Genomic DNA, 20,189 nt, shown 5'->3' with positions numbered 1-20,189 from the left:
TTAGAGAAGTTAAAATAAAAACATGTATTACTTGATAAGTATCATGTCGTAGAAGGCACAACGCTTGTCATTAGGAATGGAGTATACCCATTTCAACACATTCTGATAAGTCACCTCGTCCGTAAAAGGAATATTTTCCTTGGTAGCCACCATCATCATGTTGATTTTCTCACTCTCTTTTCCTTGCTTTTCCATGCGGTAGTCCACCGCATTGCTGAAAGGAATACTGTACTCCTTTTCGGCCTGCAACAAGGTGTTGGGCTCGTAAGTATTAGGGTAGAGCAATGCGCCGCCGGTACTATCAAACCAGAAAAACTTCAGATAGGAGTCCGTACCGTGCACTTTCAACGTACAGGTAAATACATCTCCTTCTTTATATAAATTCGCTACGCCCTTCACTTCCAGCGCATACGACTTATCCACTTTTTCTTCTTTCTGCACAACGGCATCGATAGTTACCACTTTATACAGGCTACGGGTATTCGTATCCCACACTTCCTCTACTTTCTTGTTGGTAACATTCACCATTCCCCCAATCGCAAGTACGTTCATCTGTGAATATGCCTCGTGAAACTCCGTGCCGCTCTCCTGGGAAATCTGTCCGAATACGGACCACACATTCTCCATGACACCGGCTTTGCGCAAGGCTTCTTTCTTCGCTTCCATAAAGGCGCGTTCTTCCGCTTCTTTCAGCGTGATCTCCTCACTCACTTGCCAGCGCCCCTGCGCACCCTTCACCTTTACAGAATTCTGGGCGTGCAGCGGAGCAGCTATTGTACATATCACAAGGAATATCCACCCAATCAGGTTGTTCCTATTCATTCACCATCTGTTTTTTTAAGAAAATGGAATTAATTAATAGCCCAGTTTATCCAACTGTTTTGCCAGTTCTTCTGACTTGGCAGCCAGTTCTTTACGGATAGCCTGAACAGCAGCCTGGTTAGCAGATTGCATGCTGTAACCAATGGTAACCATTACTTCCACGTTCTTATTAGGTAAAGTTTTGTATACTTCTACCAAAGGAATCGTACGACCTAGTGTAGCAGAAATTACACTCTTGCTGGAAGCAACTACGCTTGACAAACTGGCAGCTTCTTCCTGTCCCATGTCGTCATTAGCAACTTTCGCTTCGATCAATTGAGATACTTTGGTCTGAATCTGACCTGCCAAGTCTATTTTTGCAGCATTGGTAGCTTGCAAAGCAGCAGCCGACTGATTTCCACCTACCGCTCTGGAAGAAGCGATGTACCAATACGGATTACCTTCAGTATCCAATTCCGCTTGTTTTTCCCAAGCTGTTTCCAATTGCTTAGCCAGAGGCAGTTTTCCTACCGGAGTCTTAAAGCCTTCTTTTTCCAGTTTCTTGGCTTCTTTGCGAGCTTCTTTGATAGCTTTCTTCTGCAAATCCTTATCCAATACTTTTTCCTGCTTTTTCAGGTCTTTATAAGCCTTACCTGTAGCTTTTTCCTGTGCATTCACATTTACACAAAACATCATAACAAACGCTACTAAAGCGCTAATGAATAAACTCTTTTTCATATTCTTCCTGTTTAAAAGATTAATATTTCTCTTGAAACTTTATATACAATCGCTATCGCAAAAATAGGCAAATATTTCTAATAATATCCATATCACGTCTTTTTTTTTCATTGCCCTGAAACAAATGGAAATAAATATCACGGGAAACAGTGACAGCCAAACTACAAAATGCCTAACTTTGCAGCGTTTTCAGTAAACAATTCAGCTTCTGATTAGTTATTAGGAGAGTTTCAGCGAAGTGACAGTTCCTTTAATTCCTTTCAGCCAAAGGAAGTTGAGTTTAATAATAATAAATAGGTAATAGTAGTATGATTCGTCAATGCGCCATCCTTTTCGGATGCCTGGCTTTGGGTGAATTGGTTGTTTTTCTTACGGATATCAAGCTTCCGTCCAGCATCGTAGGTATGCTGTTGCTCACCCTTTTTCTGAAATTGGGTTGGATTAAACTGCAATGGGTGCAGGGATTGTCCGACTTCCTGGTTGCTAATTTGGGATTTTTCTTTGTTCCTCCCGGTGTAGCCCTCATGCTTTATTTTGACATTATCGCTGCTCAGTTCTGGCCGATAGTCATAGCTTCTTTAGTTAGCACCCTGCTGGTTTTAATCGTTACAGGGTGGGTTCATCAATTAGCACGCAAAATCAAATGAGTTACTTAGAGAACGAATTCTTCTTGTTAGCCGTCACCTTCGGCGTGTTTTTCTTTTCAAAACTGTTGCAAAAGAAAACTGGTATTTTATTACTTAATCCCATTTTACTCACTATCGCCATCCTGATTATCTTTCTGAAAATGGCGCATATCAGTTACGAAACCTATAACAAAGGCGGATATCTCATTGAATTCTGGCTGAAACCGGCAGTAGTAGCTCTTGGAGTACCTCTATATTTACAGTTGGAAGCCATAAAAAAGCAATTGGTCCCTATCCTGCTTTCACAACTGGCGGGTTGCATCATCGGAGTAGTTTCCGTAGTGGTGATTGCCAAACTGATGGGAGCACCACAAGAGATAATCTATTCATTGGCCCCAAAATCCGTCACTACTCCCATTGCTATGGAAGTGGCAGATACATTAGGGGGTATTCCGGCACTGACGGCTGCCGTAGTGGTTTGCGTTGGATTGCTGGGTAGTATCATCGGAATAAAGACCCTAAAACTAACGCGTATTAAGAGCCCCATTGCCCAAGGATTATCCCTGGGAGCTGCCGCCCATGCTGTGGGGACTTCCACAGCTATGGATATCAGCAGTAAATACGGGGCCTACGCCAGTCTCGGACTTACGCTGAATGGCATCTTCACCGCCCTGCTTACGCCAACAATTTTACGATTATTGGGGTTGCTATAACAATTTCTCTTTATCTTTGTTATTCTTTATATTGAAACTAACGAAAACGACGATATGATATCATTTAAAGACATTGAACTTAAAGACAAAGAACTCATTACATCTTATACACAGCAGAGTCCCCGACGTAACTGTGACCTTTCATTCTCTAACCTCTGTAGCTGGCGTTTCCTTTACGACACCCAGTTTGCCGTGCAGGACGGCTTCCTGATACTGAAATTCTGGGCAGGGGAGAAACTGGTATATATGATGCCCGTCGGAAGTGGAGATTTAAAGAAAGTACTGGAAGACATGATAGAAGATGCCAACCTGGAAGGTGAACGTTTCTGTATGCTCGGAGTATGTGCCGGCATGCGGGCGGACTTGGAAGCTATTATGCCTGACAAATTTCATTTCGAAGCGGACAGGGATTATGCCGACTACCTATATCTTCGGACCGACCTTGCCACATTGGCCGGTAAGAAATTCCAAGCTAAACGAAACCACCTCAATAAATTCCGTCGGACCTATACCAATTATGAATATGTTCCTCTCACTTCCGACCGTATACAGGAATGTCTCGATCTGGAAGCCGAATGGTGCAAAGTGAACAACTGCGACCAGCACGAAGGTACGGGTAACGAACGCCGTGCCCTTATCTATGCGCTGCATAACTTCGATGCCCTTGGTCTGACGGGAGGTATTCTTCATGTAGATGGTAAAATTGTAGCTTTCACTTTCGGTATGCCCATCAACCAAGATACTTTCGGCGTGCATGTAGAAAAAGCAGATACCACAATTGATGGTGCCTACACCATGATAAATTATGAATTTGCCAATCATATTCCCGAACAATATACTTATATCAACCGGGAAGAAGATTTGGGTATCGAAGGACTACGCAAAGCCAAACTGTCCTACCAGCCGGTGATTATTCTGGAAAAATATATGGCTTGCCTGAAAGATATCCCTGTAGATCCGGTGAAATGGTAAGATTCTTTAAAGCAGTTAATAGCAAGTAATAAATAGTTAATAAAGATAGTAAGCATTTGAATAGGAGATAGAAATAATGCGCGAAAAGGTAAAGAAGCTATGGAAGCTTTGTTTTAATGATAATGACGAGTTTGTGGATATGTACTTTAACCTTCGTTACAACAGCGAAGTGAATGTTGCCATCGAAAGTGGTGATGAAGTCATTGCCGCCTTACAAATGCTTCCCTATCCGATCACTTTTCATGGCAATAGCGTACCGACTGCATATATTTCGGGCGCATGCACTCACCCCGACTACCGTAGCCGGGGCGTTATGCGAGAATTGCTATCTCAGGCATTCGGACGTATGTATCGTAATAATATCGCATTTACTACCCTTATTCCTGCCGAACCTTGGCTATTTGGCTATTACGCACGTGTAGGTTACGCAACGGCCTTCCGTTACGGTAAACGCACATTTCATTTACCAACCAGTGAAACGGATACTTCTTCTCTCACTTCATCTGCCGAAACAGGCTGGTGTTTTCAGGCTTACACAGACTATGATGAAGATGTCTATCAATATATGAGTCGTAAAATGCAGGAACGCCCTTGCTGCCTGCAACATACAAAAGCTGACTTCCACGTCATACTGGCCGACCTCAACCTAAACCGTGGATGTATTTTCACTCTTTCGGATGAATTTGGAATCGCCGCTCTTGCCATTGTATATCCCGATAAAGAAGCTTCTAAACTGTTTATAAATGAATTATTTGCAGATACTCCCGAAGCAGAACGTTTGCTACTCACCCGCATTTGCCAAGACATGCAGACTGAAAGCCTCGACATCATCATGCCCCCTGTTAAAGATCAATCTGCTTTCGATCTGGGCATGATACGCATCATTCAAGCCAAACCTGTACTGCAACTTTATGCAGCCGCACATCCTGAAGAGGAAATGAACATTGACCTCATTGATAATGAACTTTCAGCCAATAACGGTTATTATTATCTGAATAAAGGGAAATGTATGTATAGCCACAGACGACTTCCGGGTGCACACGAGCGACTAACCATCGGGCAATTAACAGAAAAAATCTTTGCTTCGGAACGAGCATATATGAGTTTAATGCTAAACTAAGCAAATACCGGCCTAACTTAGTTCTATTTAGTTAGGCTGCCTGTATTCGTCAGGAGTACAACCACTTATTCTTTTAAATAACAAACTGAAATATCTGGAAGAAGAAAATCCCAGCCCATTTGCAATCTGAAGAATTGATTTATCAGTCTTTGTCAACCAGTTCTTCGCAATCTCTATACGTTTAAACTGCACATATTCATGAAAGGTCTTTCCTGTATCATGTTTCAGCAAATCCACGAAATAAGAAGAAGACATTTTAAGTTGTTCTGCACAATGGCTGGCTGTAGGTAGTCCTTTCAGCTGTACCCGTCCGGCAAAAAAAACAGCCATCCGTAATTTGTGTACAGACTATATCTCCCACCTTGCTCCCGGAGTTACAAGTCAAGGAAACTTAAATCACCAACCACTAAACCGGCATCTCTTAAGTTCCTGTCTGAGGAAGATTAGCGAGCTTTCCTGTATCTGTCTATTCTTTCCACGGTGGAAAGAATAAGCAGATGCACGACTTCTCCTTAACGGTAGTAGGGAAAAGAAATAAAAGTGGCGGCTTGGCAGCTTAACTCCTATTCCTTTCTTATTCTAAATTAATCCCACTAACCGGTAAAAACAGTAATTCAGTTACTTTTATCTGTAATCTGTATACAACGTTTACGGAGTATCTTCGGTAATTTTGCATTGTGAATGAAGCGAATATAAAATCCAATAAATATTGATTTAATAAAGAAGTAATATGAAAAAGCTATTCTTATTTCCAGTAATGTTATTGTTTGCCCTTACAATAACGGCATGCAGCAATTCTCCCAATGGTTTTGAAGAACCGGAAACTGAACAACCGAAAACTCCCGAAAATGATGGTGACGAAGATAATAAACCAGAAGACAATAGTATGAAGATTAAAATAACCGTAGGTAACCGTGAAGTTACCGCAACGATGAAAGATAATGTTACAGCTCGTGATTTCCTGTCACGTCTGCCTATAGAAGTTACTATGAATGACTATGCCGGAGCTGAAAAGATATTTTATCCGGAACCTGCATTCAACACAGAAGGTGCTCCCAAAGGACATACTCCATCCCGGGGAGATATTGATTTATATGCTCCCTGGGGAAACGTCGCTCTCTTTTATAAAAGTGGAAGTCATAGCAGCGAACTGATACATTTGGGACGCATCGACGGAAACGGAATAGAAGCTTTTGACGTAACAGGCAATGTAGTCGTGAAGATTGAAAGACAATAGAATCTACCATCATAAAAACAAGATATTATGAATTTGAAAAGAATAATCATTGCCATAACGGTTGTTTTAATCGGTACAGGCAATATAAACGCACAAGATATGAAAACAGAAGTTCCAAAAATCAGTGACTTCCCGGTAGGGGAAGAGAATACTGGCTACGCACAGTATTTCACAGGTAAATCCTGGCTGGCACCTTTGACTACCAGCAAAGAATTAAATGTACCGATGTCCAACGTTACGTTTGAGCCCGGTTGCCGCAATAACTGGCACAGCCACACAGGCGGACAACTACTGATTGCCGTAGGTGGTGTGGGCTATTATCAGGAACGTGGAAAGGCTGCACGCCGCCTGTTGCCCGGTGATGTAGTAGAAATCGCTCCCAACGTAGAACATTGGCACGGTGCCGCACCCGACAGTTGGTTCTCACACCTTGCCATAGCGTGCAATCCGCAAACGAATCAGAACACCTGGCTTGAGGTGGTGAATGATGAAGAATACGCGGAAGCTGTAAAAGACAGAAACAGTAAGAATGGAAAGGATGAGAATAGAATTGAATTATGCAAAGAGAACTACACCCAACTATTCGGTGGAGAAGCTTTGACCGGAGGAGGAACAGATCCGGAAATGATGGATATACTTCAGAAATATATCTTTGGAGAAGTGTTTCGCACAGGTGATCTGGATATAAAAACCCGTGAGATGATTACTTGCGTATCATTAGCCGCCATGCAGCAACTGCCACAGCTTAAAAGTCACGCCGGAGCTGCACTAAACACAGGGGTAACTCCTATAGAACTGCGCGAGGCTATCTATCAGTGCGCCCCCATTATCGGCTTCCCCAAAGTATTGAATGCATTGGGTGCAATAAACTCCACATTCACGGAAAGAGGTATCAAGTTACCTTTGGAAAAACAGGAGACAGTGACAGAAGAAGATCGCTTGGAGAAAGGTCTTGCTATTCAAAAACCGCTTTACGGAGAGGCTATGAAGGAATTACTGAAAGACGTTCCGGGCGGCATGGGAGCCGACGTAGCACGTTTCCTGACTGAAGTTCATTTCGGAGATTTCCAAACCCGAAGCGGACTGAATACCCAAACGCGTGAATTATTGACCTTCTGCGTACTGACTGTAATTGGTGCAGAACCCCAACTACAATCACATCTGCAAGCCAATCTGAAAGTAGGGAACAGTAAGGAAACACTGACTGCTGCCGTCATACAATGTATGCCTTATATCGGTTTTCCGGCTGCAATAAAGGTACTGGATATTATAAAAAAAGCATGACACTTTCTTCCATAAATCCTTTATTGACACAACCGTTTTAGCAAATCTTCATGATCCGGGTAAAGTTTCGATAAACGATTGAACGTACCCAACTCAAAATCATCGAAGGTAAAACCGGGAGCAACGGCACAACTGACCAATGCATATCCGAAATGCGAAGGCAATTCAGCTGCAAACCAACATCCGGGTTCAATGGCAACCTGCTGTTCGCCCGAAAAGTCAGCAGTCATCAAGTGAGTAACTAATCTACCATCGAGATGGATCACATGTAGCATCAGGGGATATCCCGCATGGTAGTACCATACTTCGGGAGAAGTCAGTCTATGGAAAGCTGATTTATCTTCATTTTCCAACAGGTAATAAATGGAAGTCATGGCTGATTTATCGTTATCAACCAGCTTTTCGGAACGAAATATTTCTTTGTAGTATCCACCCTCAGGATGGCGACTCATATTCAGATGGTTTATCCAGTCAATTGCTTTCATACCTATATTATTATTAATCAATCCCGCTCTTCCGTGATAAACATCATAGAAAAGCGGGATTTCTTTTATTTAGAATCTCTTAAAGTCCACTGAAGTCAACTCCTTCAAACACTAATGAAGGAACCAGCCAGCTACGATCCGTGCGAGCATCATTACCGATAGCCGCCAACGAATTCCATAGCGTCAGGAAGTTTCCGGTAACATTCATTTCATTGACAGGTTGCGTCAACTTACCGTTCTCTATAAGGAACCCTTCGATACCGTAAGAGAAATCACCTGTGTTGCTATTGCTATTACCACCATTCAAACCGGTAACAAGGATGCCATTCGCTACATCAGCAATTAAACCATTAAGATCTTTATCACCCGGAGTAAGTACCAGACGTGACGGACCGCTAATAGTAGGAGCTACACCCATCTTCTTGGCATTATAAGTATCAAAGAAGTAAGTCTTCAACACACCATTCTCAAAGATCGGACGATGTTCTGTTGCCACACCTTCGTTGTCGAAATAACGCGAACCGTTAGCCCCTATCACGTGCGGATCATCCATTACAGTCAACTTATCCGAGAATACTTTCTGATCTAGTTTATCAATCAGGAAAGAGTTCTTTTGCTGCAAAGAGGAGCCATAAAGAGCACTCAATACAGGACTCAGCATACGTCCCGAATTTATCGGATCAACCACCATTGTATATTTACCAGACTTAGCTTTCTTCTGTCCCAATTTACGCAATACACGTTCCAGTGCTACTGAACCGATATCTGTTTTAGGCAATTTATCATAGAACAGGGAGCTTCCATACCAATAATCAGACGGACGGGCTTCACCCTCACCTTTAATGGCTACACTGGCAGAAACTGAATACCAGGTTGATTTGGATTCACCTTCAAAACCATTACTCATTAGACGGTAAGAAGCATTCTCACCATCACTGTATGAAGTCTCTACTGAGATGATACGATCATTCTTACCCATAACTTCTCCAGCGGCAGCACGGGCCAAAGCTACTTTATCATCCGGATTGATACCAAAGATCTTATCATCGAACATCTGCAAATCGGGTTTGCCACCTGTATAATAGCGGGCGGGATCTGCCAATACACGGAATTCATCCGGAGCCAGATAACGGGTAGACTCGATACCATTCTTGATAAATGTTTCAAGTTCTTTCTTATCCAAACGGTTGGTAGAATAATTACCGTAACGCCCATCTACATATACATTAATTCCCATGCCACTCTCAGAAGCCTGTTGCAGACGATCCATCTTAGCATCACGCAATTCAAAAGAAGTGTTTGAATTGGCATACAATACAACTTTGGCTGCCTGGCAACCATTCTTCAAAGCGAAATCCATCGCCCATTGAGCCAGTTTTTTATTATTATCTGTTATCATCAGTTTTCTCCTCCTACAGTTAATTTACTTACTAAAGCCGAAGGCATACCGCAGGTCACCGGACAAGACTGTCCGTCCTTACCGCATGTCCACGTACCGTTATCGATCTGGTCATTGCTTGCCACCATCGTGATGTCTGCCAATGCTTTGGGTCCGTTACCGATAATATTGATATCTTTGATAGGTTGTGTCAGCTTACCGTCTTCAATCATATAACCGAATTTTACGAAGAATGTAAAGTCACCTGCACCAATCTGCACCTGTCCGTTGGTGAATTGTTGTGCATAAATACCATTCTTTACAGTAGAGATGATATCTTCCTCCTTCATATCTCCGGCTTCCATATACGTGGCACGCATACGAGGAATAGGTACATTACGGAAAGTATCGCGACGTCCGTTTCCGGTAGGAGTCACACCGTAATGTTTAGAACTGATACGGTCGTGCAGATAACTGGTCAATACCCCATCCTTCACGATATAAGTCTTCTGTCCTTCTATACCTTCATCATCGAAGTTTACAGAACCACGATTGAAAGGAATCGTACCGTCATCTACCACACTGATATGTTCATTACATACTTTCTTGTTCAACTGATCGGCAAAGATAGAAACATTTTTACGGTTGAAATCAGCTTCAAACGCATGTCCGATAGCTTCGTGCAACAAGATACCCGAACCACCGGATGCCATCACCACAGGGAGTTCACCACCTTTAGGTTTAATGGCTTTAAACATGATTGCTGTATTATCTACAACCTCGCGAGCTATCACTTCGATGATATCATCCGTCATAAACTCAAATCCTTTACGATAGGAACGAGTGGCGTAGTTATTTTCCATACGTCCGTTCTCTTCCATAATACAGAAAGCCATATAGGATACCATCGGACGGTAATCATAGTAAGTCACACCTTCTGAATTACAGAACAGCACATGTGTTGTGTTGTCGCTCAAAGAAGCCTGCACCTTACGTACACGATTGTCCAACGCAAAGACTTTATCATTCAGTTTTTGCAGATAAGGCATTTTCTCCTTCAGGCTCACTTCTTCCCAAGGAGTAACTACAGAATAACGGTCTCTATCAATCGTCTTCTCCTTAAATGCGACAGGCTTTCCAGCCTTACCGGAAGAAGCAATACGGGCAGCCGTACGTGCAGCACGCAACATTTCTTCCAACGTCACACCTTCCACATAAGCATAACCGCTTTGGTCACCGGCTAATACACGTACCCCCATACCGAAGTCAATATTTGAACTGCAATTGTTCACTTTACCGTCCATCAGGGCTACAGCATTATTAAAAGAGTGTTCAAAATAAAGGTCCGCATAATCCCCACCTTTTTCAAGTGCAGCAGTCAGCACCTTCTTCAGGTCTGCCTCCGTTACACCGAAATGCTTCATAGCCGCAGCTACAGCAGATTTGTTATCCGTGCCTCCCAAAGCTCCCCGTACCGTATCAGGTAAGGCAAGCGACGGAGCAGCCAGCGAACCTAATACCGCCAGACTACCCATCCGTAAGAAATTCCGTCTATCCATCTTTTTATTCTTTAAGATTGCTAATAATCAAGTTATATTCTTTGTATAAAATATGTTTTCAGTATATAAGACGCAATTTAATATCATTTTGTCACAACTGAAACTAATTTTCTTTCGTCAACAGGCTTTCTAATTCTTCCGCATTCAAGCGCAAATGGAATTGTCCCTTATAAGCTACGGAAATGGAACCGGTTTCTTCGGAAACGATAATAGCCAATGCATCAGATTCCTGAGAGATACCCATCGCCGCACGATGGCGCAATCCCAGTTCCTTAGGTATATCCAGATTATGTGATACCGGTAAAATACATCCTGCCGCCTTGATCCTTCCTTTGCTGATCACCATTGCACCGTCATGCAAAGGGCTATTCTTGAAAAAGATATTCTCTATCAAACGTTGGTTGATATCAGCATTGATAACTTCCCCCGTGCGTACCACATCGTCTAACGGGAAATTATGTTCAATTACAATCAAAGCTCCTACTTTCTGTTTACCCATGCTGATACATGCCATGACCACCGGCATGATTTCATCATGCTGCATATTCTCCTTCTTATTCCCGGTGAAGAAGCGTACCAATGCACTGGCATGCTGATGTGAACCAAGCGTCAGTAAAAAACGCCGTATCTCATCCTGAAAGAGGATGATAAGTGCTACCACACCCACGCTCACCAACTTGTCAAAGATGGAACCGAGCAACTTCATCTCCAATACCTGCGACACTACCAACCAGATCAATATGAATATCAGGATACCCGTAAACACATTGATGGAACCGGAAGCTTTCATCAGCTTATACGTATAGTAAAGCAGAAATGCAACCAGCAAAACATCGATAATATCTTTTACTCCAATATCAAAAAACACAATAGTTTAAGATTTATGATTTATAATTTATGATTTATGAGCCAAGTGGCCTTCCTCTATCACTTATCACTCCATCACCTTATCACCATTCCTTCTCATCACCTCCACAATCTTCACCGTTTCCACAGCTTCTCGTACATCATGCACCCGGAGAATATCAGCACCCTTCAGCAGACAAATCGTATCGAGTACTGTTGTTCCGTTCAATGCATCCTGCGGAGTACCTCCCAACAAACGATAAATCATCGACTTACGGGAGACACCTACCAATAAGGGCAACTCAAAGACACGAAACTCTTCGAGATGCGCCAGAAGTTCATAGTTATGTTCTACCGTCTTACCGAAACCGAAACCGGGATCAAGAATAATGTCCTTCATACCCAGATCACGTAATTGCTGCACCTTCTGTGCAAAATATAAGAAGACCTCTTTCAAAACATTGTCATAGTGCGGATGTTTCTGCATATTCTGTGGGGTTCCCTGCATATGCATCATAATATAAGGCACATTCAGTTCAGCCACTGTACGAAACATATCCGTATCCATCTCTCCGGCAGCAATATCATTGATGATTGCCACTCCATATTCTTCCACACACATCCGTGCCACATCTGCCCTGAAAGTATCAACAGAAATAACAGCTCCGGGGTGTGTCTTACGCAAGATTTCCAATCCCATACGCAAACGTTCCATTTCTTCATGAGGAGAAACATTCTCCGCATTCGGCCGGGAAGAATATGCACCGATATCTATAATTCCAGCACCTTCATCCAAGATCTGCTGTGCTCGCGCAGTTATCTCAGCCTCAGTCTGCATACGCGAACCGGCATAGAAAGAATCAGGAGTAATATTTAATATTCCCATGACACAGGGAACGGACAGGTCGAGCAAAGAACCGTTAACGTTAATATATTTAGAGGATAATGTTTCCATGGATAATCCTTTTTCGTTTATACTTTGCAAATGTAACCAAAAAAGATTATCGTAAATACATTAAATACAAAAAAACAAGTTAACTTTGCTCAGGATTAACAACCAATAGATAGAAGTAGTAAACTATGGAAGCATGCAGAACGACTGGACTGGTCTCTCTTTTTCTACTACTTTTCTGGTTGCTTATTCCCGGACATATCCACGGGCAACAGACAAGCGAACAAGAAAAGTATCATGTTGACAGTACATTATTTGTATATTATCAACATTGTAAGGCAGAAATAAAATCTCCTTCTGTCATGCAGATGCTCGATACGTTATTCCTTATGGCCAAAGAAAAAGGAGATTTGCGTATGCAGGCAGTCGCCATATCCAGCAAAACTGATCATTTCTATTTTGGTCCGTCCTTTGAAGGCCAAGAGGACAGCCTGATATTGTATACCAATGCCATCAAAGACTTTGCCCGGAAAACCAATCAACCTCAATATTATTATTTTGCCTGGGCCAGCCGCCTCATAACTTACTACACAAAACAGAAGAAATTAAACCTGGCCCTCTATGAGGCCAACAAGATGCAACAAGAGTCGGAAAGCCGGGAAGAAATCGATGGTATGCAGAATTGCTACCAAGCACTGTTGCGCATCTATCAGAGTAAAGAACTCTACAAACAAGCCACTTTATATGCGCAAAAACTGATAGACCTCATATTAAAATACAACCTGAATAAATATAATATGACAAATAAATATCTTGAATTAAGTAACTGCTACCTCCGCATCAACGAACCTGCAAAGGCTTGGAAGGCTCTTGAAGAAAGTAAATTGTATATAGGTAATGAACTAAACCAAGGAGCTTATCTATGCGGACTACTCCGTTATTACATCCACACCAAAGATATGGTCAAAGCCCGGGAAACACTAAAAGAAACCACACAACTTTTCAGCAAGAATACCGAACTGCGTATTAAGCGTGCTACTAATCTACTGGAAATTGAAACCAATTACTACATAGAAACCGGTGAATACGATAAAGCCCTGGGGATATTCCAACAAGCCTTTGAAAAGCTGAGCCAAAACGGATTTATCACCCCAACACTATACCGCACACGTGGGGCTATCTATACTGCTAAAAAGGACTATCAGAAAGCAATTGAGAGTTACGAAAAAGCTTTTGAACTCAGTGATTCACTGAATAGTGCCCAGGAAGACATAGCTGTAGGAGAGTTCGCAACCATTTTGGGAATGGAACATCTTAATTTAGAGAACAAGGAGTTAATACAGAAAAATCAGGAAATACAATTGGAAACACGCCGGCATATCATCATTCTATTATGTATCATAGTAGTAATTGTCGGTATTATGTTTTTTCGCGAAACCCGACTGAATAAAGTTCTGCGGCGTGCCAAAGATGCAGAACAGAGCGCCAGCCGCATGAAAACAGAATTCATACAGAATATGAGCCATGAGATACGTACCCCACTCAATTCCATAGTTGGTTTCTCGCAAATACTCAGTAGCAAGATTTCCGAAGAAGACGAAGAGTCGAAAGAGTATACAACTATCATCGAGCAAGGCAGTAATCATCTGCTTCAATTAGTAGACGACGTATTGGAATTATCCAGTCTTGATAGTGGCACTACCATCCCTATCGACACAAAGAGTGAGCTAAATGAGCTTTGTCTACAATGGATGGAACGCGCAAAACGCCTGGTTAAACCCGGAGTCGTTCTTTCTTATCAACCTGAACAGAACGAACTCTATCTGCATACAAACCCAGCACGTCTTGAACAGGTAGTATTACAATTACTGCACAACGCAGCAAAATTTACAGAAGAAGGTGGTATTACACTTAGCTGGCGCATTCTTCCCAAACAAAAGCAAATCATGATTTGCATCACTGACACCGGCATTGGCATTCCCCAAAACAAACAAGATTTTGTGTTCGAACGATTCGCTAAGTTAGATACATTTTCAAAAGGTACCGGATTAGGGCTTGCCCTCAGCCGTCTCATTATGGAAAGAATGGGTGGTAATCTTGTACTTGATACCCAATATACGGATGGGTGTCGCTTTATGCTGACTTTACCTATATAATAGTTTCCAGAAAGTTCCATAAAAACTTTTTATTCCAACAAAGAAAGGCTAAATTTGCAAAAAGAGTTTTACCACATTAGTAATGAACACAAAAAAGCCGTTTTTTCCTATTTTCATCATTTTGTATTGTCTCGGCACTTTATACAGTTCTCCAATGCAAGGACAGCAAAGAGACACACAAAAAGAATACAACGTAGATAGCACATTATATGCTTACTATATGCGTTGCAAAGCCGAAGTGAGTTCTCCTATCACCGTGCAAATGTCAGATACACTTTTCCTTATGGCCGAAGAAAAAGGAGACCAACGCATGCAGGCCGTGGCATTATGCAATAAACTGGATTTCTATTATTACCAAAATAGCCAACCAGACAGTATCAATCATTATGTAGAAGTAGTTAAAAACTTTGCGAAGAAAACCAATCAGCCTAAATATTACTATTTTGTTTGGAGTATGAGACTCATCAATTACTACATCAAGCAATACCAATATAACATAGCCTTATACGAGGCTAACAAAATGATGAAAGAGGCAGAACAAGAGAAATACATGAATGGCATAGCCAATGCCTACAATGTCTTAGGTTCTATCTATCACCTCAAAAGATTATTCAACCTGTCTATCGACAACAAAAAGAAGGAAATAGAAATCATTCTACAATACGATCTGGATAAGTACAATCTATCTACCTCCTACTCAGGATTAACAAACCTTTACTGCGAATTGGGGGAAGCAGATAAAGCGCTCGAGAATCTCAACAAAAGTGCCTCCTGTCTTTATAGTAGTACGCAAGAGTTCTACTATCATGTGCGTGCAGCCCAATATTACCTTTTTATTGAAGACTATTCCCAATCCTGGAAAAACCTGCAAAAAGCCAAAGAATTATTTCTCTCAAAGAAAGAGGTACAGAAAAACGTAGAAGAATATTATGAAGTCCTACAAAAATACTACACAGAAACAAAGCAATTCAAAAAAGCATTAGAAACCCTGGATTATATAATTGCTACATTCAACCCGAACGGAAGGTACAAAGTAGAAGCTATGCGTAGACGCGCATCTATATATTATGAAATGGGGGACAATTCCAAATCGGCACAATACTATCAGGAATATTACGCTTTAAATGATTCAATTCAGATAACAAATGAAGATATTGCCGCAGGAGAATTTGCCGCCATGCTGGGAGTAGAACGCCTGAATCTCGAAAAAAGCGAGCTGCAACAACAAATACAACAGCGCGATCTGGTAAACAAACAACGTATCATTATTTTCCTAATCGTCCTGTTGAGTCTTGGATTCATTATTTTCTATCGTGAGCATCTGCTCAACAGCCGATTACGCATCTCTCAGAAACAGCTTAGCGAAAAGAACAAAGAACTGATTCGTTCACAAGTAGAACTGAAACATGCTAAAGAACAAGCAGAAGAAGGTAGCCGCATGAAATCGGAATTCATACAAAATATGAGCCATGAGATACGTACGCCACTCAATTCCATTGTAGGTTTCTCACAAATACTTAGCAGCTACTACGGTGACAATGAGGACACCAAGGAGTACGCCCATATCATTGAACAAAACAGCACTAACCTGCTGCAACTGATCAATGATGTTCTCGACCTTTCTTTTCTGGATGGAGAACAAAACATTCCTGCGGAAACCATTGCAGACATTACAGGTGTTTGTCAAACTTGCATAGATCAGACATATTCCTATCTGAAACCTAATGTACAACTCATATTTACTCCCGAACGGGAAAATTTCTCCATGCAGACTAATCCCGAGCGCATTTCACAGGTTCTAATGAATCTTTTGCAAAATGCAGCAAAGTTCACAACACATGGCAGTATTTCCCTTTCCTATCACATTCGTGAAGAAGAAAAGATGATTCTTTTTAGCGTAACCGATACAGGTATAGGCATCCCGATAGAGAAACAAGAATCTGTCTTCGAACGTTTCAACAAACTGGATACGTTTATGCCCGGCACCGGATTAGGTTTATCCATTAGTCGCCTGATTGTAGAGAAGATGGGAGGTAGCCTCACCATTGATTCAACTTATACCACAGGTTCCCGTTTTATTCTGATTTTACCTTTGAAAGAATAAAAACATTTTCATTGTAAATGTATCACTGTAGCGGAGAATGCCTATCTTTGCAACGTTTTATACAACAGAAAATAACAACGTTTCAAAAAGGAGATAGTTATGGATATCACCGCCCTATACAAGATATTTCTGGAATGTACCAGTGTAACTACGGACAGCCGCAACTGCCCTGAAGGTTCTTTATTCATCGCACTAAAAGGTGACAATTTCAATGGAAATGCTTTTGCAGCCAAAGCGTTAGAATCGGGAAGTGCCTATGTTATAATAGATGAAGCCGAATATGCACTCGCCGGAGATTCACACTACATATTAGTTAACAACTGTCTGCATACCTTACAGGAACTAGCCAACTATCACCGCCGTCAAATAGGTACACGTATTATCGGCATCACGGGGACTAATGGAAAAACAACTACCAAAGAACTAATGGCCGCTGTTCTTTCTAAAAAATACAATGTACTTTATACACAAGGAAATCTGAATAATCATATCGGTGTTCCCCTTACTTTACTACGACTAAGAGCAGAGCACGATCTCGGCATCATAGAAATGGGAGCCAGCCACCCGGGTGACATCAAAGAATTAGTGGACATTACCGAACCGGAATACGGAATCATCACGAATGTAGGAAAAGCACATCTGGAAGGTTTCGGTTCTTTCGAAGGGGTCATCAAGACTAAAGGCGAACTGTATGACTATCTTCGCGAACGTAAAAACTCTACTATCTTCATCCACCACGATAATTTATATCTGAGGAATATGGCTCGGGGATTGAACCTGATTTCTTATGGAAGTGCGGATGAATTATACGTCAACGGACACGTTACGGGCAATTCTCCCTATCTGATTTTTGAATGGAGAGCAGGCAAAGACGGTGAATCTCATGAAGTAAAAACACAGCTAATCGGTGAATATAATTTTGCCAATGCACTTGCTGCCGTTACTATCGGTCACTTCTTTGAGGTAGCATCGGAGAAAATAGATGCAGCACTACGAGAATATACCCCGCAGAACAACCGTTCACAACTGAAGCAGACAGCAGACAATACACTGATTATCGATGCATACAATGCTAATCCAACCAGCATGCAAGCCTCAATCAGCAACTTCCGTAATATGGAAGTTGAAAATAAAATGCTGATATTGGGGGATATGAGGGAATTGGGAAAGGATGGTCCGAAAGAACATCAGAAAATTGCAGACTTCTTGGCAGAATGTGGTTTCAAGGATGTAATGCTGGTAGGAGAGCAATTCGCCGCCGCAAAGCATAACTTCCCGACTTACCCGGATGCCCCGGCAGTCATCGAAGTTTTACAGAAAAGCAAACCTCATGGAAAAACGATCCTAATCAAAGGGTCGAACGGGATTAAACTGAGTACGGTGATTGATTATTTATAGTCAATCACCATTATTGTTTCTTTGCCATTCGCGGACGTAATACAAAATATCCTATCAGCGAAGCAATCAGCGCTCCTGTTGTATTTGCAGCAAAGTCAAGCCAATCGCCTCCACGATAAGTAGTGCAGTATTCCTGTAACAATTCTACCATTCCACTAAATAATACCGGACAGACAAACGCTCCTACCCATGCATGCCACAATGGAGAATCTCCTTTTTGGTGCGCCCGCAGGAACTCCAGCCACAACATACCAGACATCCCTAAATACATACAAACATGTACGATTTTATCAATATTAGGAATATTGCTCAAATCGGTGGTAGGCGGTTTAAAGAACGACAAATAGATTACCGTCAGTATAATCAGTAATGATACCGGATATTTCTTAATATAGTATAGCATATCTCAATTTATGAACGATTTGTGCGCAAAAGTACAGAACATTTTCTATATTTGCATGTTCTAGTAGAGAATAATAACGAAATGAAAGAAAAATCTACTTTTTTATGACTAAAAATGACAGAGCCAATTTTGGGAGCAAATTAGGTGTCATACTTGCTTCGGCAGGTTCCGCGGTTGGTCTGGGTAATATCTGGCGATTTCCCTATGAGACAGGTAATCACGGCGGTGCTGCGTTTATTCTCATCTACTTAGCATGTGTACTTATATTGGGAATTCCTATCATGGTATCCGAGTTTCTTATCGGACGTCATTCACGCGCCAACACTGCCGGTGCTTATCAAAAACTGGCACCGGGTACGCACTGGCGTTGGGTAGGTCGTATGGGAGTATTGGCAGGTTTTCTGATCTTGAGCTACTATTCCGTAGTGGCTGGCTGGACACTGGAATTCATTGGTGAAGCTGTTACCGATAACTTTGCCGGAAAAACAGCAGCCGATTATATTAACACTTTTAATTCCTTCTCTTCTAATCCCTGGCGCCCCGTTATTTGGCTGGTACTCTTTCTTCTTTCCACCCACTTCATCATCGTGAAAGGGGTGGAAAAAGGTATTGAAAAGTCTGCCAAAATTATGATGCCGATGTTGTTTATTCTGTTAATCATACTGGCAGGTTGTTCCATTGCATTACCTGGCTCTGGTGCCGGTCTGGAATTTCTTCTAAAACCGGAATGGGATAAGGTAACTACCAACGTATTCCTAAGTGCCATGGGACAGGCCTTCTTCTCCCTGAGTCTAGGAATGGGATGCCTTTGCACCTATGCATCGTATTTCAAAAAAGACACGAATCTGACTAAAACTGCTTTCAGTGTCAGTATTATCGATACATTTGTAGCTATATTGGCAGGACTTATCATCTTTCCTGCTGCATTTTCGGTGGGTATTCAGCCGGATGCCGGTCCGAGTCTTATCTTCATTACACTACCCAATGTATTCCAACAGGCATTTAGCGGAGTACCTTTATTAGCTTATATATTTTCAGTCATGTTCTATATTCTTCTGGCAGTTGCAGCACTGACTTCCACCATCTCTATGCACGAAGTGGTGACGGCTTATCTGCACGAGGAATTCCACCTGAGCCGGAAACGCGCGGCAAGCTTCGTAACGGGCGGTTGTATATTTTTGGGAACCTTATGTTCTCTTTCATTGGGAGTAGGTAAAGGATATACTCTGTTCGGACTGAATTTATTCGACATGTTCGACTTTGTCACAGCTAAGATCATGTTACCGTTAGGTGGTCTGTGCATTTCCATCTTTACCGGCTGGTATCTGAATAAAAAGATTGTCTGGGAAGAAGTCAGCAATAACGGAACACTGAAAGTAACGTTCTACAAATTGCTGATTTTCATATTGAAGTTTATAGCTCCGATAGCAATTTCACTCATCTTTATTAAGGAATTGGGATTCTTGAAATTGTAGGA

Annotated in this window: 19 protein-coding genes; 10 read left to right on the top strand and 9 right to left on the bottom strand. The window is 41.8% G+C overall.

Translation table 11 applies throughout. The annotated features are described in order from the left end of the window. Window positions 1-27: 27 nt before the first annotated feature. Entirely contained in the window at window positions 28-822 is a 795-nt protein-coding gene (locus K429_RS0100520; protein ID WP_007210659.1) for a hypothetical protein, read from the bottom strand. A 33-nt stretch (window positions 823-855) separates the two neighbouring features. Further along, entirely contained in the window at window positions 856-1,539 is a 684-nt protein-coding gene (locus tag K429_RS0100515) for a hypothetical protein (RefSeq protein WP_022209662.1), read from the bottom strand. Window positions 1,540-1,847: 308 nt separating this feature from the next. Between K429_RS0100515 and K429_RS0100510 the strand changes: the two genes are divergently transcribed. The 4 genes from K429_RS0100510 (at window position 1,848) to eis (ending at window position 4,970) form a co-directional block, all read left to right on the top strand. After that, entirely contained in the window at window positions 1,848-2,186 is a 339-nt protein-coding gene (locus K429_RS0100510; protein ID WP_007210661.1) for a CidA/LrgA family protein, read from the top strand. Next, window positions 2,183-2,878, top strand: coding sequence for an LrgB family protein (locus K429_RS0100505; RefSeq protein WP_025725710.1), 696 nt, complete (start codon window positions 2,183-2,185; stop codon window positions 2,876-2,878). The genes K429_RS0100510 and K429_RS0100505 overlap by 4 nt, the downstream gene beginning before the upstream one ends. Before the next feature lie 54 nt (window positions 2,879-2,932). Beyond that, entirely contained in the window at window positions 2,933-3,850 is a 918-nt protein-coding gene (locus tag K429_RS0100500) for a DUF2156 domain-containing protein (RefSeq protein ID WP_022209663.1), read from the top strand. A gap of 76 nt (window positions 3,851-3,926) precedes the next feature. Then, complete coding sequence (eis, locus tag K429_RS0100495) at window positions 3,927-4,970, top strand: enhanced intracellular survival protein Eis (RefSeq protein WP_033160329.1); 1,044 nt, start codon at window positions 3,927-3,929, stop codon at window positions 4,968-4,970. Window positions 4,971-4,997: 27 nt separating this feature from the next. Here eis and K429_RS0100490 read toward each other — a convergent pair whose 3' ends face one another. Then, window positions 4,998-5,300, bottom strand: a complete 303-nt coding sequence (locus tag K429_RS0100490; protein ID WP_025725708.1) for an AraC family transcriptional regulator — start codon at window positions 5,298-5,300, stop codon at window positions 4,998-5,000. A 400-nt stretch (window positions 5,301-5,700) separates the two neighbouring features. On the opposite strand from K429_RS0100490, the gene K429_RS0100485 reads away from it, so the two are divergent. Together K429_RS0100485 and K429_RS0100480 are read left to right on the top strand one after the other, a co-directional pair. After that, complete coding sequence (locus tag K429_RS0100485) at window positions 5,701-6,207, top strand: cyclophilin-like fold protein (RefSeq protein ID WP_025725707.1); 507 nt, start codon at window positions 5,701-5,703, stop codon at window positions 6,205-6,207. A gap of 27 nt (window positions 6,208-6,234) precedes the next feature. Then, entirely contained in the window at window positions 6,235-7,491 is a 1,257-nt protein-coding gene (locus K429_RS0100480) for a carboxymuconolactone decarboxylase family protein (protein WP_044096263.1), read from the top strand. A 20-nt stretch (window positions 7,492-7,511) separates the two neighbouring features. On the opposite strand, the gene K429_RS0100475 is transcribed toward K429_RS0100480, so the two are convergent. The 5 genes from K429_RS0100475 to folP form a co-directional block, all read right to left on the bottom strand. Beyond that, on the bottom strand, window positions 7,512-7,976 hold the full coding sequence (locus tag K429_RS0100475) for a cupin domain-containing protein (RefSeq protein ID WP_025725705.1): 465 nt from the start codon (window positions 7,974-7,976) through the stop codon (window positions 7,512-7,514). Between the two features lie 79 nt (window positions 7,977-8,055). Continuing rightward, complete coding sequence (locus K429_RS0100470) at window positions 8,056-9,375, bottom strand: TldD/PmbA family protein (protein ID WP_007660568.1); 1,320 nt, start codon at window positions 9,373-9,375, stop codon at window positions 8,056-8,058. Next, window positions 9,375-10,913 carry a TldD/PmbA family protein gene (locus K429_RS0100465; RefSeq protein ID WP_025725704.1) on the bottom strand — a complete coding sequence of 513 codons (1,539 nt, stop codon included), beginning with the start codon at window positions 10,911-10,913 and terminating at the stop codon, window positions 9,375-9,377. The genes K429_RS0100470 and K429_RS0100465 overlap by 1 nt, the downstream gene beginning before the upstream one ends. A 103-nt stretch (window positions 10,914-11,016) precedes the next feature. Next, complete coding sequence (cdaA, locus tag K429_RS0100460; RefSeq protein ID WP_007210672.1) at window positions 11,017-11,781, bottom strand: diadenylate cyclase CdaA; 765 nt, start codon at window positions 11,779-11,781, stop codon at window positions 11,017-11,019. A gap of 66 nt (window positions 11,782-11,847) precedes the next feature. Further along, complete coding sequence (gene folP, locus K429_RS0100455; RefSeq protein WP_025725703.1) at window positions 11,848-12,714, bottom strand: dihydropteroate synthase; 867 nt, start codon at window positions 12,712-12,714, stop codon at window positions 11,848-11,850. Between the two features lie 125 nt (window positions 12,715-12,839). On the opposite strand from folP, the gene K429_RS0100450 reads away from it, so the two are divergent. The 3 genes from K429_RS0100450 to murF all read left to right on the top strand — a co-directional run bounded on the left by K429_RS0100450 (window position 12,840) and on the right by murF (window position 18,309). Then, a complete protein-coding gene (locus K429_RS0100450; protein ID WP_025725702.1) occupies window positions 12,840-14,807 on the top strand; it encodes a HAMP domain-containing sensor histidine kinase in 1,968 nt (655 codons plus the stop codon). Window positions 14,808-14,961: 154 nt separating this feature from the next. Continuing rightward, window positions 14,962-16,911 carry a HAMP domain-containing sensor histidine kinase gene (locus K429_RS0100445; protein WP_231501792.1) on the top strand — a complete coding sequence of 650 codons (1,950 nt, stop codon included), beginning with the start codon at window positions 14,962-14,964 and terminating at the stop codon, window positions 16,909-16,911. A gap of 99 nt (window positions 16,912-17,010) precedes the next feature. Further along, entirely contained in the window at window positions 17,011-18,309 is a 1,299-nt protein-coding gene (murF, locus tag K429_RS0100440) for a UDP-N-acetylmuramoyl-tripeptide--D-alanyl-D-alanine ligase (RefSeq protein WP_007210676.1), read from the top strand. 10 nt (window positions 18,310-18,319) lie between these two features. Here murF and K429_RS0100435 read toward each other — a convergent pair whose 3' ends face one another. After that, entirely contained in the window at window positions 18,320-18,712 is a 393-nt protein-coding gene (locus K429_RS0100435; protein WP_007210677.1) for a VanZ family protein, read from the bottom strand. Between the two features lie 104 nt (window positions 18,713-18,816). On the opposite strand from K429_RS0100435, the gene K429_RS0100430 reads away from it, so the two are divergent. Then, complete coding sequence (locus K429_RS0100430; protein WP_022209674.1) at window positions 18,817-20,187, top strand: sodium-dependent transporter; 1,371 nt, start codon at window positions 18,817-18,819, stop codon at window positions 20,185-20,187. Window positions 20,188-20,189 lie beyond the last annotated feature (2 nt).

The organism is Bacteroides sp. 14(A) (assembly GCF_000526555.1).
Classification (GTDB): domain Bacteria; phylum Bacteroidota; class Bacteroidia; order Bacteroidales; family Bacteroidaceae; genus Bacteroides; species Bacteroides cellulosilyticus.
This window is presented reverse-complemented; position numbering and strand designations above follow the sequence as displayed.